This is a genomic window from Parvibaculum sp. (assembly GCF_035511255.1).
Classification (GTDB): domain Bacteria; phylum Pseudomonadota; class Alphaproteobacteria; order Parvibaculales; family Parvibaculaceae; genus Parvibaculum.
The window spans coordinates 1-13921 of the sequence record NZ_DATKFR010000369.1 but is presented as its reverse complement, the minus strand read 5'-3'; the positions used below and the strand labels follow the sequence as shown (position 1 = coordinate 13921).

16 protein-coding genes are annotated in these 13921 nt (G+C 62.7%); 10 read left to right on the top strand and 6 right to left on the bottom strand.

Going from position 1 to position 13921, the window contains the following annotated elements; translation table 11 throughout:
* Positions 1–6: 6 nt before the first annotated feature.
* The 4 genes from VMR03_RS14140 to motA form a co-directional block, all read right to left on the bottom strand.
* Entirely contained in the window at positions 7–744 is a 738-nt protein-coding gene (locus VMR03_RS14140) for an arginyltransferase (RefSeq protein WP_325406295.1), read from the bottom strand.
* A 108-nt stretch (positions 745–852) separates the two neighbouring features.
* Entirely contained in the window at positions 853–1335 is a 483-nt protein-coding gene (locus tag VMR03_RS14135) for an RDD family protein (protein WP_325406293.1), read from the bottom strand.
* Positions 1336–1423: 88 nt separating this feature from the next.
* On the bottom strand, positions 1424–2377 hold the full coding sequence (locus VMR03_RS14130; RefSeq protein ID WP_325406291.1) for a flagellar motor protein MotB: 954 nt from the start codon (positions 2375–2377) through the stop codon (positions 1424–1426).
* Between the two features lie 28 nt (positions 2378–2405).
* Positions 2406–3272, bottom strand: a complete 867-nt coding sequence (motA, locus tag VMR03_RS14125; RefSeq protein ID WP_325406289.1) for a flagellar motor stator protein MotA — start codon at positions 3270–3272, stop codon at positions 2406–2408.
* Between the two features lie 252 nt (positions 3273–3524).
* Between motA and VMR03_RS14120 the strand changes: the two genes are divergently transcribed.
* On the top strand, positions 3525–4016 hold the full coding sequence (locus tag VMR03_RS14120) for a flavin reductase family protein (protein ID WP_325406287.1): 492 nt from the start codon (positions 3525–3527) through the stop codon (positions 4014–4016).
* On the opposite strand, the gene VMR03_RS14115 is transcribed toward VMR03_RS14120, so the two are convergent.
* Positions 3989–4531 carry a MarR family winged helix-turn-helix transcriptional regulator gene (locus tag VMR03_RS14115; protein WP_325406285.1) on the bottom strand — a complete coding sequence of 181 codons (543 nt, stop codon included), beginning with the start codon at positions 4529–4531 and terminating at the stop codon, positions 3989–3991. The two genes, VMR03_RS14120 and VMR03_RS14115, sit on opposite strands and share 28 nt — an antisense overlap.
* 293 nt (positions 4532–4824) lie before the next feature.
* Here VMR03_RS14115 and VMR03_RS14110 point away from each other — a divergent pair, with 293 nt between their 5' ends.
* The 4 genes from VMR03_RS14110 to VMR03_RS14095 all read left to right on the top strand — a co-directional run bounded on the left by VMR03_RS14110 (position 4825) and on the right by VMR03_RS14095 (position 8332).
* A complete protein-coding gene (locus tag VMR03_RS14110; protein ID WP_325406283.1) occupies positions 4825–5610 on the top strand; it encodes a hypothetical protein in 786 nt (261 codons plus the stop codon).
* A 112-nt stretch (positions 5611–5722) separates the two neighbouring features.
* Entirely contained in the window at positions 5723–6604 is an 882-nt protein-coding gene (locus tag VMR03_RS14105) for an NAD(P)-dependent oxidoreductase (RefSeq protein ID WP_325406281.1), read from the top strand.
* Positions 6597–7766: a type III PLP-dependent enzyme gene (locus VMR03_RS14100; protein ID WP_325406279.1), complete on the top strand. Its 1170-nt coding sequence runs from the start codon at positions 6597–6599 to the stop codon at positions 7764–7766. The genes VMR03_RS14105 and VMR03_RS14100 overlap by 8 nt, the downstream gene beginning before the upstream one ends.
* A 98-nt stretch (positions 7767–7864) precedes the next feature.
* A complete protein-coding gene (locus VMR03_RS14095; RefSeq protein WP_325406277.1) occupies positions 7865–8332 on the top strand; it encodes a helix-turn-helix domain-containing protein in 468 nt (155 codons plus the stop codon).
* Here VMR03_RS14095 and hemB read toward each other — a convergent pair.
* Positions 8329–9339 carry a porphobilinogen synthase gene (hemB, locus tag VMR03_RS14090; RefSeq protein ID WP_325406275.1) on the bottom strand — a complete coding sequence of 337 codons (1011 nt, stop codon included), beginning with the start codon at positions 9337–9339 and terminating at the stop codon, positions 8329–8331. The genes VMR03_RS14095 and hemB overlap by 4 nt on opposite strands.
* Positions 9340–9561: 222 nt before the next feature.
* Between hemB and ldtR the strand changes: the two genes are divergently transcribed.
* The 5 genes from ldtR to VMR03_RS19015 all read left to right on the top strand — a co-directional run.
* Positions 9562–10074 (top strand): transcriptional regulator LdtR, encoded by a 513-nt coding sequence (gene ldtR, locus VMR03_RS14085; RefSeq protein ID WP_414693188.1) that lies wholly within the window; start codon positions 9562–9564, stop codon positions 10072–10074.
* A gap of 231 nt (positions 10075–10305) precedes the next feature.
* Positions 10306–11502 carry a L,D-transpeptidase family protein gene (locus tag VMR03_RS14080; RefSeq protein ID WP_325406273.1) on the top strand — a complete coding sequence of 399 codons (1197 nt, stop codon included), beginning with the start codon at positions 10306–10308 and terminating at the stop codon, positions 11500–11502.
* 53 nt (positions 11503–11555) lie between these two features.
* Entirely contained in the window at positions 11556–12341 is a 786-nt protein-coding gene (locus VMR03_RS14075) for a glycerophosphodiester phosphodiesterase (RefSeq protein WP_325406271.1), read from the top strand.
* A 165-nt stretch (positions 12342–12506) separates the two neighbouring features.
* Entirely contained in the window at positions 12507–13718 is a 1212-nt protein-coding gene (hemA, locus tag VMR03_RS14070) for a 5-aminolevulinate synthase (protein WP_325406269.1), read from the top strand.
* Positions 13708–13921, top strand: a 214-nt coding sequence (locus tag VMR03_RS19015; RefSeq protein ID WP_414693187.1) for a DUF6898 family protein, incomplete at its 3' end; no start/stop codon positions are given. The genes hemA and VMR03_RS19015, both read left to right, overlap by 11 nt.

The following is a 13921-nucleotide window of genomic DNA, read 5'->3' as shown; positions in this document are numbered from 1 at the left end:
CGGCACTCAGACCGGGACGCGCTCCCAGCCGTCCATCCCCAGCGCTTCCAGCGGACGGAAGCGCATCTTGTAAGCCATCTTGCGGCAGTCGGCGACCCAGTAGCCGAGATAGACGTAAGGCAGGCCCCTGAGCTTCGCGCGGCGGATATGGTCGAGCACCATATAGGTGCCGAGGCTGCGCTCGTCCTCGTCGGTGTCGAAGAAACTGTAGACCATGGAGAGGCCGTCCTCGAGCGTGTCGGTCAGCGCAGCCGCGATCAGGGGCGCGGTCCCGTCGCTCGCTCCGGCCTGTCGATATTCCATCACCGAAGTCATCACGGTGGTGTCTTCGATCATGGTGACGTAGTCGAGCGCGGTCATGTCGGCCATGCCGCCTTCGGCGTGCCGGGCATCGAGATAAGAGCGCAGCAGCGAGAATTGCGCCTGTGTGGCGCGAGCCGGCATTTCCACGCCGGTGAGGTCGGCGTTGCGCGCGAGCACGCGGCGCAGGTTCCGGTTCGGTTCGAAGTCGTCGACCAGGATACGCACCGATACGCAGGCGGAGCACCCGTCGCAGGCGGGCCGATACGCAATGTTCTGGCTGCGCCGGAAGCCGGACTGGGTCAGCACATTGTTCAGGGAAACCGCATTGTCGCCGAGAAGATGCGTAAAGACCTTCTTCTCGTAGCGCCCGGGCAGATAGGGGCAGGGTTGCGGCGTCGTGATGTAGAACTGCGGAAAACGATTACCGAAATGCTCTGTCACGTCTTTCGTCCCGAAGGAGCTTTGATGCTGCACCATGATGCCGACGGTTTGCGTCGTCGGCTCACAGGATAGAGCGGAAGCCCCTCGAAGACGAGCCCGTAAAACGGCTCAGATGGCACCCCGGCGGACGACGACCGTGCCGCAAAGGAAATCATGCAAGCCGCGGCGGCGCTCATTGAAGAAGGGAACGATCAGAACGATGGCCCAGCTCACGCCGACGGTGATGTAGAACAGGATCGTCTGGATCGCCGCCTGGATATAGCCCGGTCGGCGGCCGTCCCACGTCCTGAGTTCGATGCCCTGCCAGCGCATGCCCGGCGTCGCCGAATGCGGACCCCCCAGGCTGAGCGTGAAATAGGCAAGGGTGATGAGCGGGCTGAGGGCCGCACCGGGCCAGAGAAGGCCGAAGGTCAGGACGCCCAGAATGCCGAAGATGATGGCCGCGGCGAGGAATATCACCATCAGCACCGCGAGATCCGCAATATAGGCGAGGGCGCGTGCCGTAATGACCCCGTCGAAGGCGCTCTTGGGCCAGCCATGGCTACTGATATCGATCGAGGACGTGCTCACCAGCCCGTTGTCGTCGCTCATCTCCCGGCGTGCTCCCTAACCCCTGTTCCCAGCCTCCATTGAGGCCCCCAAGACATAGGTAAGCGGAGCCGTTGCCGCAAGGCCGGGATCAGGGGCGGAAACCGCCCGGCGGCACGGCAGGCATCTCGCGTAGGAGCACGATCGACAGGCGACGGTTGGCTGCCATGCGGGGATCTTCAGGAAAAAGCGGTTCCGAGTCGGCCTTGCCGACGACCTGATAGATGCGGTCGTTCGGCAGGCCCTGCGCCTCGACGATGCGGCGCGCGGCGTTCGCACGGTCCGACGTCAGCTCCCAGTTGCTGTAGCCGGGTGTGCCTGTATAGGGCACGGAGTCCGTGTGGCCTGAAATGCTGACCCGGTTCGGCAGCTTGAGCAGGATTTTTCCGACGGCCTGAATGAGGTGGCGGGTGCGCTCGTAGGGCTCGGCGAGGCCAGACGGAAACATCGAGCGACCGTCCTGATCGACGATCTGGATGCGCAGACCTTCCGGGGTTTCGTCGATGATGACGTTCTTCGAGAGCTCGGCGAGTTCGGGATTGTCCTTCATCGCCTGACGCAAGCTCTCCGCGGCGCTGCTGAAGTTCTGTTCGTCGCGCGACATCGCTTCGGCGGATGCAGCTTGCGAGGTCGACGCCTGGAGCGAGGACTGCGCTGCGTTGGTGGAATCCTTCGAGCCGTTGGATGCGCTGGCGGTTCGCTGATCGTTGGTTTCGGGGCTTTTGGGCGCGGCCGGCGTTGAGATCGTCATGACCACGCGCGGCGCGGAACCCGGCATGCGCGAGCCCTCCGTCTCGAAAGCGGTGCCGCCGAGAATGCCGCCCGCTCCGCTGGTCGAGCGGCTGACGCTGGCCGGCGCGAAATAATCGGCCAGACCCTGCTTCTGCTCCGGCGTCGTCATGCTGATGAGCCACATCAGCAGGAAAAACGCCATCATCGCGGTCACGAAATCCGCATATGCGATTTTCCACGCACCGCCGTGATGGGCATGGGCGGTCTTCTTGATCTTCTTGAGAATAATCGTCTGTTCGTTGGATCCGGCCATCCTGGCCTCCCCGTTACGCGCTTCGCGCCTAGCTCGTCGCGGGTTGCAGATTGGTCGTCGATTGTTCGACTTCCAGGAATGTCGGGCGCACGTCCGACATCAGAGCCTTGCGCGCGAACTCGATCGAAACGGCCGGCGCGTATCCGGCCATATGTGCAAGGAGACCGGCCTTCATCGACAGATAATATTTCGACTCGGCTTCGTAGATGTTGCGCAGCGACTGCGCCATCGGGCCGAAGAAACCATAGGCGCAGAGAACGCCGAGGAACGTGCCGACAAGCGCGCCGCCGATCAGGTGGCCGAGAACTTCCGGCGGCTCGGTGATCGAGCCCATGGTGTGAATGACCCCGAGCACGGCGGCGACGATGCCGAGGGCCGGCGTGCCGTCGGCGAGGGCCTGCAGCGAGGCCACAACGCGCTCGCGTTCCTGATGATGGGTTTCGAGCTCCTCGTCCATCAGCGCTTCCATTTCATGCGCATTCTCCGTGCCCAGCGTAATCATGCGCAGGTAGTCGCACATGAACTCGACGGCATGATGGTCGGCGGCGAAACGGGGGAACTGCGCGAAGATCGAAGAATCGGAAGGGTTTTCGACATGCGCTTCGAGGGCGAGGTTGCCCTTGCTTTTGGCGAGCTTGAAGAGAGTGAACTGCAGGCCGAGAAGATCGAGATAGGCCGTCTTGTCGTAGCGCGGTCCCTTGAAGAGCGAGCCGAATGTGCCGCCCATGGCTTTCAGAACCGCCGGTGGATTGCCGATGATGAAGGCGCCGAAGGCCGCGCCGAGAATGATGAGAAGCTCGAAGGGCTGGAATAGAACAGCCATGTGGCCGCCATTGGCGAGATAGCCGCCAAAGACGCTGCCCAGAACAACAAGTATGCCGACGAGGAGCTTCATCGCGCCCGAAACTTTCTCTCAGAGAACCCCACGAGGTGCGGGACGATACTCGCCCGACCGATGGCGCATTCTGACCGCCGGCGATTAACAGCCCGTTTAACCAAAACGTTTTGCAGAAAAACGCGCGGGTTTGCGCGGGCTCTGGGTTGCGCCGCCGGGTTTACTGAGATTTAACGGCTGGACCCGATCGCGTGGGCTGGTGCGCCGTCGGGCCGTTCCGTGAGCCGCGCCAGTGGAGCAGAATGCCTAAAAATGACGCATGACACCCGCAAGTTCCGCAATGCGCTCGGCTGCTTTACCACCGGCGTCGCTGTCATCACCGCCCAGGCGGAAGGGCGCTCCCCCCTCGGCATCACAGTCAACTCCTTCGCCTCCGTGTCGCTCGATCCACCCCTCGTCCTCTGGAGCCTCGACAAGAAGTCGGACACGCTGTCGACCTTCCAGTCCGTGACCGGCTTCACGGTGAATGTCCTTCGGGAGGATCACCGCGACATCTCCTCTCGTCTGGCGAAACAGGGCGATCACACGCTCGACGGACTCGCGTTGCGCACGGGAACGTTCAACGGCTGTCCGGCCCTGGAAGAGGCGCTCGCGCATTTCGAATGCAGCGTCGAGGCGCGGCACGAGGCCGGCGATCACATCATCATGATCGGGCGCGTCCTTCATTTCGAATATTCCGAGGATGGCCGACCGCTGCTTTATCACCGCGGCGGCTATCAGGGCCTTGCCGAAGGCACGCCCTGAGAGTCGGGTTCTGTCATCCGATCCTTGCCATCGAGAGCGATCAGGTTGCTGCGCATAAGTGCGATGCAGTCGAGCATCGTCATGTAATCGGTCTTGCCGATGCCCTTGATGGCGTCGTTGTGGATATCGGCGTAATGGGCGAGGCCAAGATGCTTGTGCGCATGCAGCAGCGGAGTCAGGAAGATACATTTCGCGCGCCGGTCTGTCGGGTGAGAGCGACGCTCGACGAGTCCGATGGCCTCCAGCTCGTTCAGATAGATGCCGATCGAGACCTTGTGGATGTTGAGTTCGTTCGCAAGATCCGTCTGCGTCTGGCCGTCACGCTGCAATAACGATGTGATGATCCGCGTCTGGCTTCGGCTGAGGCCGCTGCGCCGGTCGTAGATCTTGGCAAGCAACGTGCCGACTTCGGAAATGAGATTGAGGAAATACTGGGGGGAGAGCCGGTTCTCTGGCGAGTCTTCCGGCGGCAGCGCGGCGGGAATGCTTCGGGCATCCTTCTTTTGTCTTGCCATGATCGCTTCCCTCCCCGAAAGCGGCATCCGCCCTAAAGGGCATGTGTGGGACTGTACTGCGTATTAAATCGACAGCGGCAGCAATACGTGGCTTGACGCCTCCCGTCCCTGATGGTTTCGTAATATCAATTTACTAAAAGAGACGCCTTGGCGATAGGGAAACGTCAAAGAGCGGAAACGAGGCCCCGGGGAGGAGCCGCCGGAATCACGGGTCACCCTTGCGGGTGTCCTCTGGCACAGCCCCTTGTCCCGGTTGTTTGGGAGGTCGTGCAGTCCAGCACGCGGGGAAACGTATGGTTGCTGTCGATTCCGGGATGATGGCTTTCTCGACCAACGGGTGGGCGTCCGCCCAGCAGCGTCGGCCGCGCTACTGGGGGCTGTTGCTGGCGGCCCTGGTGCACATTCCCCTTTATTTCATCGTCACTTCCGAAAGCAGCCTCATTCCGCAGGCGCCCAATCTTGTCGACATCACCATTTTCCCGACGCCCAAGCCCAAGGTGATACCGCCCCAGCCGAGGCCGGAGCCGAAGCTCGAGCCCAATCCGGAAATCCGGCTTCAGCGCCCGCAAGTCCGGATCAAGGAAGAAGTGAAGCCCGCCGAAAAACCGGCGCCGCTGGGGCATGGCATCACGCCGGTTCCTCCCGCCGCCGAGGTCTATGATCCGATACCGGCCAAGAAGGGCGTGCGGCTCGACGGCAACGGCATCCGCTCGCGCATGGGCGGTCGACAGTTTCACCTCGAAATAGGCCGGCTCGATCAGCAGGGCAGCAACCGCCTCATCAATACGGTGATCGAACTGCACGCGGACGGCACGACATCCGTGAAACTCACCCATTATTTCTACCAGACCTATCACAGCGACTACTCCTCGACCCGCAGCGAAAGCGGCACGGGACGCTGGTGGATCGACGGCGATCGATGGTGTCACCAATCGGACATCATCAATTACGGCACGAAGGACTGCTACGACATCACCGTCGACGGTCCCGTCGTCCGTCTCTACTACGCCGAGTGCAATGGGGAATCCTCAACCCTCTGCAAGACGGGCCGCATCGCCGCCGAAGGCGAAGTAAAGTAGCCATACAAATCCGTAAACTGATTGAATTTGCGGTATCCGCCGAAACTTGAACTTTGATGCCTGCCTGCTACAAGCTTCCTTAGGGGGCGGTGGCTGGCGAAAGGCGAAGAGAATGGCGGAAAAAGTGGCGTTTATCGGGCTTGGTGTCATGGGCTATCCGATGGCCGGACACCTCGCGAAGGCGGGCTACGAGGTTGCCGTCTACAACCGGACCGCCGCCAGATCCGCAAAATGGGCGGCCGAGCATGGCGGACGCGCTGCCCCGACCCCGACGGAGGCGGCGAAGGGCGCGCACATTGTCTTTGCTTGTGTCGGCAACGACGACGATGTGCGCGAAATCGCCATTGGCGGCGCGGGCGCCTTCCACGGCATGGAGCGAGGCGCCGTCTTTGTCGACCACACCACCGCCTCGGCCTCTCTGGCTCGCGAACTCGACGCCGCGACGCGCGAGCGCGGCCTCGGCTTCGTCGATGCCCCGGTTTCCGGCGGACAGGCCGGCGCCGAGAAGGGCGTCCTCACCGTCATGGCGGGCGGAGAGCCGTCCGCTTATGCCGTGGCCGAGCCGGTGATCTCCGCTTACGCGCGCGCCGTCCGGCTGATGGGACCTGCGGGCGCGGGCCAACTCACCAAGATGGTCAACCAGATTTGCATCGCGGGGCTCGTCGAGGCGCTGTCGGAGGGCATTCACTTCGCGAAGAAGGCGGGGCTCGATCCGGAAGCCGTGATCGATGTGATTTCCAAGGGCGCAGCGCAATCCTGGCAGATGGAAAATCGTTACAAAACCATGATTGCGGATGAGTTCAATCACGGCTTTGCTGTCGACTGGATGCGCAAGGATCTCGCCATCTGTCTCGACGAGGCGAGGGCGAACGGTGCGCGTCTTCCCGTTACTGCGCTCGTCGATCAGTTCTATGCGGAAGTGCAGGCGATGGGCGGCGGACGGTGGGACACGTCGAGCCTGATCGCGCGTTTGCAGAAGGCCGATCGTGGCTGAAGAGAAGAAGGAGCTGCGCGTGAAGGAAATACGGTTCCAGTCCGTTGCCGACGTGATTGCGCGGCTCAATCCCTCATATCCGGTATTCATGGTCTTTCCGGACGTGCTGAAGGCCGGTGCGCGGGCTTTCCTCGACGGCTTTCCGGGAACGGTGCTCTATGCGGTGAAGTGCAATCCCGACGTTCATGTGCTGCGCGCGCTTTATGGTGCCGGCGTCCGGCACTTCGATACCGCCTCCCTGCCTGAGATCGCGAAAATCAACGAGCTCTTCCCGGAGGCGCACTGCTATTTCAACCATCCGGTGAAGAGCCGCGGGGCGCTCGAGGCCGCCTCCGACGTTTACGGCGTCGAACATTATGTGGTCGATCACATCGACGAGTTAAACAAGCTTCACGAAGTCGTCGGCAAGGACATCACGGTCGAGGTGCGCATCGCCACGCCGAAGGGCGCCGCCGTCTACGATCTCTCGTCGAAATTCGGCGCGCCGTCGGAAGAGGCGGTCGGACTGCTGCAGGAGGCCAACCGTCGCGGCTCGCGCACGGCCATCGCCTTTCACGTCGGCAGCCAGTGCCCCGATCCGGATGCCTACCGGATCGCGATGCGGGAAGCGGCCGGCATCGCGCGCCGCGCCGGCGTGCCGATCGACTACCTCGATGTCGGCGGCGGTTTCCCGGCCGAATATGGCGAGGTCGTTCCGCCGCTCGAAGACTTCTTCGCGGTCATTCGGCAGACGCGGGACGAACTCGGACTTGAGATGCCGCTCTTTGCCGAGCCTGGACGCGCCCTCAGCGCGGAGGGTTGCTCCGTCCTGACTCAAGTGCAGCTTCGCAAGGGCCGCGACCTTTATATCAATGACGGCATCTATGGTTGTCTGGCCGAGATTCAGCTCGGGCCGCTGAAGCCGCCCGTCCGGGCCGTCGCCATGAGCGGCGGAAAGTGCCGCCCCGTCGAAGGGAGCGCAAAGACCTTCCGCATCTTCGGGCCGACTTGCGACAGCCTCGATGTCTTCAAGGTCGAGTTCGAGCTGCCCGAAAATATTCGCGAGGGCGACTGGATCGAGTTCCGCCGCATGGGCGCCTATTCGATCGGCATGCAGACCGCCTTTAACGGCTTCTACACCGATACGGTCGTCGAGGTCGCCGGCTTCCACGACGGCATTTGATTTCATAATCAGTTCACTGACTGTTCTTCTTATTCTCTTGCTTTCAATGTTAACGTCGATAACATTGTGTGCTGTCGGACAAATGGAGAACGGCAAGAATGCGAGCAAGACTGAGAGGGCAGAAGGTCCGCTATCACCATGGCGATCTTCGCCGCGCGCTTCTTGACGCTGCGATGACGCTGATCGACATACGCGGGCGCGAGGCGCTGACCCTGCGGGAGACGGCGCGGCGCGCAGGCGTGTCGGAGGCGGCGCCCTACAGGCACTTCGCCAATCTCGACGAACTGCTGGGGGCCGTCGCGCTCGAAGGCTACGAAATGTTGATTACCGATCTTGAAAGCGTGAGCGGCACCCGCGCCACGCGCGAGGCCTATCTCGCCTTTGCCGGCGACTTTCCGGGCCGCTACGCGCTGATGTTCGGCCCGCTCGGGGACCGCAAATCGGCCGCGAAGCGCAAGGAAGAAGTGGCGCATGTCGCCGAGTTGACCGAGGAGGCAGGCGGCCTCGCCGCGCTCCATGGCGCGGCATCGCTGAGGCTCGCCGGACTCGGTGAGGTGGTGCGTTAGCGCTTCTGCAGCAGTTTCGCGGCGGCGGGCGCGAAATAGGTCAGCACGCCGTCGGCGCCCGCGCGCTTGAAGCTCATCAGGCTCTCGAGAATGACGCGGTCGCGGTCGAGCCAGCCGCGTTCGATCGCGCCGGCCAGCATCGCGTATTCGCCGGAGACCTGATAGGCGAAGGTCGGCAGGCCGAAGGCTTCCTTCACGCGATAGAGAACGTCGAGATAGGGCATGCCGGGCTTCACCATGACCATGTCGGCGCCTTCGGCGATGTCGAGCGCGACCTCGCGAAGCGCCTCGTCGCCATTCGCCGGATCCATTTGGTAGGTGCGCTTGTCGCCCTTCAGCGCGCCCGACGAGCCGATCGCGTCGCGGAAGGGGCCGTAGAAGGCCGACGCATATTTCGCCGCGTAGGACATGATCTGCGTATCGGTATGTCCCGCATTTTCGAGCGCGGTCCGAATGGCGCCGACCCGCCCGTCCATCATGTCCGACGGCGCGATGATGTCGCAGCCGGCTTCGACCTGCACCAGCGATTGCCGGACCAGGATTTCGACCGTCTCGTCGTTGAGAATGCGCTCGCCGTCCATCACGCCGTCATGCCCGTGGCTGGTGAAGGGGTCGAGCGCCGCGTCGCAGAGTACGCCGATCTGCGGAAACGCCTTCTTGATGGCGCGCGTCGCCTGGCAGACGAGATTGTCGGGATCGGTCGCGAGGGAACCCAGCGGATCGCGCTTTTCCATCGGTGTGTGCGGGAAGAGGGCGATGACCGGGATACCGAGCGAGACCGCTTCCTCCGCCGCCCGCACCGTCTCGTCCACGGACAGGCGGTCGACGCCCGGCATGGAGGGAATCGCTTCGCGCTTGTTCTTCCCGTCGATCAGAAACAACGGCCAGATCAGGTCGTTTGCCGACAGGCTGTTCTCGGACACCAGACGGCGCGACCAGTCCGCCTTGCGATTGCGGCGCAAGCGGCTGGCGGGAAAGGCGGGCACGGGGCGGGGCGGTTTTGTCATGGGGCGAACTCATAACGCCGGAGCCTTGCCGGGGACAAGCCTCGTCGCCCGGCAATCTTGCGGCTCAAGCGCGCATATAGGCATAAGGGTTTATGAGAGTTTTCAGCCAATTTGGCGCCAGTTTAAACCAGTCATTTAGGAGTGGCTGCGTATCTTCGAGCGAAAGCGGGATCTAAATACCGGTCCCGAACCGATTTTTGCTGTATTTGAGGGGCCCGATCCATGGCTATGACGACGACCCAAGCCGGCATGGCAATTGCGACCGAAGACGAGGCCGCGTCCAAGCCGGCCTATCTGGAGGCGCTGACCTATGTGGAGCGCCTGCATCGCCGCCTTCTCGATGTGATCAAGGACGAACTCGACCGCATCGGCTGCTCCGAGATCAACAGCGTCCAGGCACTGCTTCTCTTCAATATCGGCGACGCCGAAATGACGGCCGGCGAGCTTCGTACGCGTGGCCACTATCTCGGCTCCAACGTCTCCTACAATCTCAAAAAGCTCGTCGAAGCCGGCTATATCAGCCATCAGCGCTCGCGGTTGGACCGGCGCTCGGTGCGGGTGCGCCTGACGGATAAAGGCAGGGCGATCTGCAAGTCGATCGACGATCTTTACAACAAGCACTGCCGCTCGGTGGCCGAAGTGGGCGACATCAGCATCGACGAGCTGAAGCTCATCAACGCGACGCTCCACAAGCTCGAGCGCTTCTGGACCGACCAGATTCGCTACCGGCTCTAAGCGGCCGAATCGGCACGGCTCTTCTTCGCACGGCTTTTGCAGCGCGCCCTTCATAAAGGTGCGCTGCAGTCGTTTTGGGACCTTTTGTCCCAAAGCCGAACTGCGTGAACCAATTGGATTAACATCTCCCGGTCGAGCGGGGGCGGAGTGCGGATTTTGAGGTTTCCGGGACGGATCGGTTGCGTGGGCTTTCAGGTGGCATGGGCGGTTATCGTCTGTGCGGGCTTCCTCATGGACCTTTCCCCAGCTTGGGCCGCCTCCGGCTACGATCCGGTCGAGACGCAATGGATCGATCCCTGGGCCGCGAATGCGAATGCCGAGGTCGCCGAAGACCCCGCCATGAAGTCGACGGTGCCGACGCTCGGCGACGCGGGCTTCTGGCCGGTGGTCCGCGCGATCTCGATGTACAAGCAAATCCAGAAATGGGGTGGCTGGCAGCGCATCCCGGACGGCGAACGGCTTGAAAAAGGCGTGCGCGATCCCCGCATCGTCCTCGTCCGCAAGCGGCTGATGGCGACCGGCGACCTGACCACGTCGGATGGCGATCAAACGCTGTTCGACCAGTCGGTCTTCGACGGCCTGCGCCGCTTTCAGGCACGGCACGGGCTGACACCGGACGGCACGATCGGACGCGCCACGATTGCCGCCATGAATGTGCCGGTGGAAACGCGCATTCGTCAGCTCGAAATCAATCTGAAGCGCCTCAACGAGGTCGCGCCGACGCTCGGCCATCGCTATGTCTTCGTCAATATCGGCGGGCAGGAGGTCGAGGCGGTCGAGAACGGCGACATCGTGCTCCGCAAGCGCGTCATCGTCGGCAAGGAAGATCGTCAAACGCCGGAATACACGAGCCGCATTTCCTCCGTCGCGTTGAACCCCTACTGGAATGTTCCCCAGTCGATTGCAATGAAGGATCTGCTGCCTAAGATCCGCGCCAACCCTGGATTCCTCGGCCGCATGGGCATTCGCGTCCTGCAAGGATGGGGCGACAACGCGCCGGAGGTCGATCCGGCGACCGTCAATTGGTCCGATCCCGCCGTCACCTCGCGCTACCGTCTGCGTCAGGATCCGAGCCGCCTGAACTCGCTCGGTACCGTCAAGATCAACTTCCCGAACCCTTTCGCAGTCTATCTGCACGACACGCCCGTCAAGACGCTCTTCAGCCGCGGCGCGCGCAATTTCAGCTCCGGCTGCGTCCGGGTGCAGGAGGTGCGCGACCTCGCGGCCTGGCTGCTCGACGGCAAGGAAGGCTGGGACCGCGCCCGCATCGACGCGACCATTGCCGGCGGTGAGCACAAGGAGGTTGCGCTCGCCTCGCCGGTGCCGATCTACATGCTCTATCTGACGGCCTGGGTCGGCGGCGACGGTGTCGTGAATTTCCGCGACGACGTGTACAATCGCGACGGCAAGCTCACCCTGGACAATTAGTCTAGACTTCATCCCCGACTCGTCCGGGTGGCGAGCATTGGGGGAGACGACAAATGCCGTCACGGCGACCGGCCAAATTTCCTTATCTGCAGCATGAAGGCATTCTCGCTTTCGCCCACAGGGGCGGGGCGGGAAGCTGGCCCGAGAACACGATGCCCGCCTTTCAGGGCGCGGTCGATCTCGGCTACCGCTATATCGAAACCGACGTCCATGCGACGCGCGACGGCGTGCTGCTCGCCTTTCACGACGATTGTCTGGACCGCGTCACCGACCGTGTGGGCGTGATCGCCGAGATGGATTACGACGATGTGGCCAAGGCCCGCGTCTCCGGCCTCGAGCCGATCCCCCGGCTGGAGGAGCTGCTGCTCGCCTGGCCCGACATCCGCATCAACATCGACCCCAAGCGCGACAACGCAGCCGCGCCGCTGATCAAGGTTCTGAAGTCCTCGGGCGCCATCGACAGGGTCTGCGTCACGTCCTTTTCCGGAGCCCGGACGCGCGCGGTCAGGGATGCCCTCGGTCCGAAGCTCTGCACCGGCCTCGGCCCCATGGGAACCGTGCGCCTGCGCATGTCGAGCTGGTCGGGCCCGGCCGGATTTCTCTGGGGCGCCTTCGCCGAGGGCTGCGCGCAGATACCCGTTTCACAGCATGGCGTTCCGCTGGTGGACAGCGCGCTGGTCGGCCGCGCTCATGAACTCGGCCTTCAGGTCCATGTCTGGACGATCGACGAGCCGGCGGAAATGAACCGCCTGATCGACCTCGGCGTCGACGGGCTGATGACCGACCGCCCGGCGGTTCTCAAAGCGGTTCTGGTTGAAAGGGGGCTTTGGACCTCGTAATAACCCTGATGTTAATGCGATGATTTTAATGCGACAATTCGTGGCATCTGCAGCCTGCCCGGGGCGGGTAATGTGTGTTAATTGTCGGGGCAACAAGGTGGTGGGGGCTGGCGCTGCGCCGAGCCGTCGGCATTGGAAGGCCGAAGTAAAAACAGGATTGCGGCCATGGACTATCAGATGACACTCGCCGATGCGCTCCGTTCCGTGAAGGACGAGGGCCGCTATCGCGTCTTCGCCGACATCCTCCGTCATCGCGGCGACTTCCCCCGCGCCACGTTTCACACGCCGGAAGGTACGCGCGAAATCATCGTCTGGTGCTCGAACGATTATCTCGGCATGGGCCAGCATCCCGTTGTCATCGAGGCGATGCACCGCGCCATCGACGAATGCGGCGCCGGTTCGGGCGGCACCCGCAACATTTCCGGCACGACCCACTATCACGTCGATCTCGAACGCGAAATCGCCGACCTTCACCAGAAAGAAGCGTCTCTCCTTTTCACCTCGGGTTACGCCGCAAACGACGCGACGCTCTCGACACTCGCACGGGTATTCAACGACTGCGTCATCATCTCCGACGAGATGAACCACGCGTCGATGATCGAAGGCATCAAGCGCGGCGGCGGCCCCAAGCGGCTCTGGAAGCACAACGATCTCGCCCATCTCGAAATGCTGCTGAAGGATCTCGATCCCGATCAGCCGAAGATCGTCGCCTTCGAATCCGTTTATTCGATGGACGGCGACGTCGCGCCCATCGGCAAGATCTGCGATCTCGCGAAGAAGTACGGCGCGCTGACCTATCTCGACGAGGTCCATGCTGTCGGCCTTTATGGCCCGCGCGGTGGCGGCATCGCCGAACGCGACGGCGTTCTCGACAAGGTCGACATCATCGAGGGTACGCTAGCCAAGGGCTTCGGCGTCATGGGCGGCTATATCGCCGGTTCCTCGACGCTGATCGACGTGGTGCGGTCCTATGCGCCGGGCTTCATCTTCTCGACCTCTCTCGCCCCCGTGCTCGTCGCGGGCGTCCTCGCCTCCGTGCGTCACCTCAAGACGAGCGGCGTCGAACGCGCCCGTCATCAGGAGCGTGCCGCCACCATGCGCGCGAAGCTCGCCGATGCAGGGCTGCCGGTGATGATGTGCGAAAGCCATATCGTTCCGGTCATGGTCGGCGATCCGGTGATCTGCAAGCAGGTCAGTGACGATCTTCTCCAGGATCACGGCATTTACGTGCAGCCGATCAATTATCCCACCGTGCCGCGCGGCACGGAGCGGTTGCGCTTCACGCCTCTCCCGGTTCACACCGACGAAATGATGGACGACCTCGTAAAGGCGCTCGATCAGGTGTGGACGCGGCGGAAAATCCGGCGTGCCGCCTAACGGCGGATCTGTTCCTCCCTCATCGCCCGGCGGCAAGCGGGGCGAGGCGCTGGAAGTTATTTTCGAATTTGTGCCCGTAGGCGGCAGCGTAAAGGTCACGGCGACTGACACTGCGACCGGCACCGACGTGACGATCGTCGGTCCAGCCGGCGCGCCTCATCGCGAACTTGAGCGCATCGCGGTTCAGAAGCTGCGTCAGAGAT

Excerpts from the sequence above, each read along its gene's own strand:
- hemB (WP_325406275.1), bottom strand. The coding sequence starts at position 9,339 with ATGACAAAACCGCCCCGCCCCGTGCCCGCCTTTCCCGCCAGCCGCTTG.
- VMR03_RS14110 (WP_325406283.1), top strand. The coding sequence starts at position 4,825 with ATGGTTGCTGTCGATTCCGGGATGATGGCTTTCTCGACCAACGGGTGG.
- VMR03_RS14135 (WP_325406293.1), bottom strand. The coding sequence starts at position 1,335 with ATGAGCGACGACAACGGGCTGGTGAGCACGTCCTCGATCGATATCAGT.
- VMR03_RS14105 (WP_325406281.1), top strand. The coding sequence starts at position 5,723 with ATGGCGGAAAAAGTGGCGTTTATCGGGCTTGGTGTCATGGGCTATCCG.
- VMR03_RS14115 (WP_325406285.1), bottom strand. The coding sequence starts at position 4,531 with ATGGCAAGACAAAAGAAGGATGCCCGAAGCATTCCCGCCGCGCTGCCG.
- VMR03_RS14120 (WP_325406287.1), top strand. The coding sequence starts at position 3,525 with ATGACGCATGACACCCGCAAGTTCCGCAATGCGCTCGGCTGCTTTACC.
- VMR03_RS14075 (WP_325406271.1), top strand. The coding sequence starts at position 11,556 with ATGCCGTCACGGCGACCGGCCAAATTTCCTTATCTGCAGCATGAAGGC.
- hemA (WP_325406269.1), top strand. The coding sequence starts at position 12,507 with ATGGACTATCAGATGACACTCGCCGATGCGCTCCGTTCCGTGAAGGAC.
- ldtR (WP_414693188.1), top strand. The coding sequence starts at position 9,562 with ATGGCTATGACGACGACCCAAGCCGGCATGGCAATTGCGACCGAAGAC.
- VMR03_RS14130 (WP_325406291.1), bottom strand. The coding sequence starts at position 2,377 with ATGGCCGGATCCAACGAACAGACGATTATTCTCAAGAAGATCAAGAAG.
- motA (WP_325406289.1), bottom strand. The coding sequence starts at position 3,272 with ATGAAGCTCCTCGTCGGCATACTTGTTGTTCTGGGCAGCGTCTTTGGC.
- VMR03_RS14095 (WP_325406277.1), top strand. The coding sequence starts at position 7,865 with ATGCGAGCAAGACTGAGAGGGCAGAAGGTCCGCTATCACCATGGCGAT.
- VMR03_RS14080 (WP_325406273.1), top strand. The coding sequence starts at position 10,306 with ATGGACCTTTCCCCAGCTTGGGCCGCCTCCGGCTACGATCCGGTCGAG.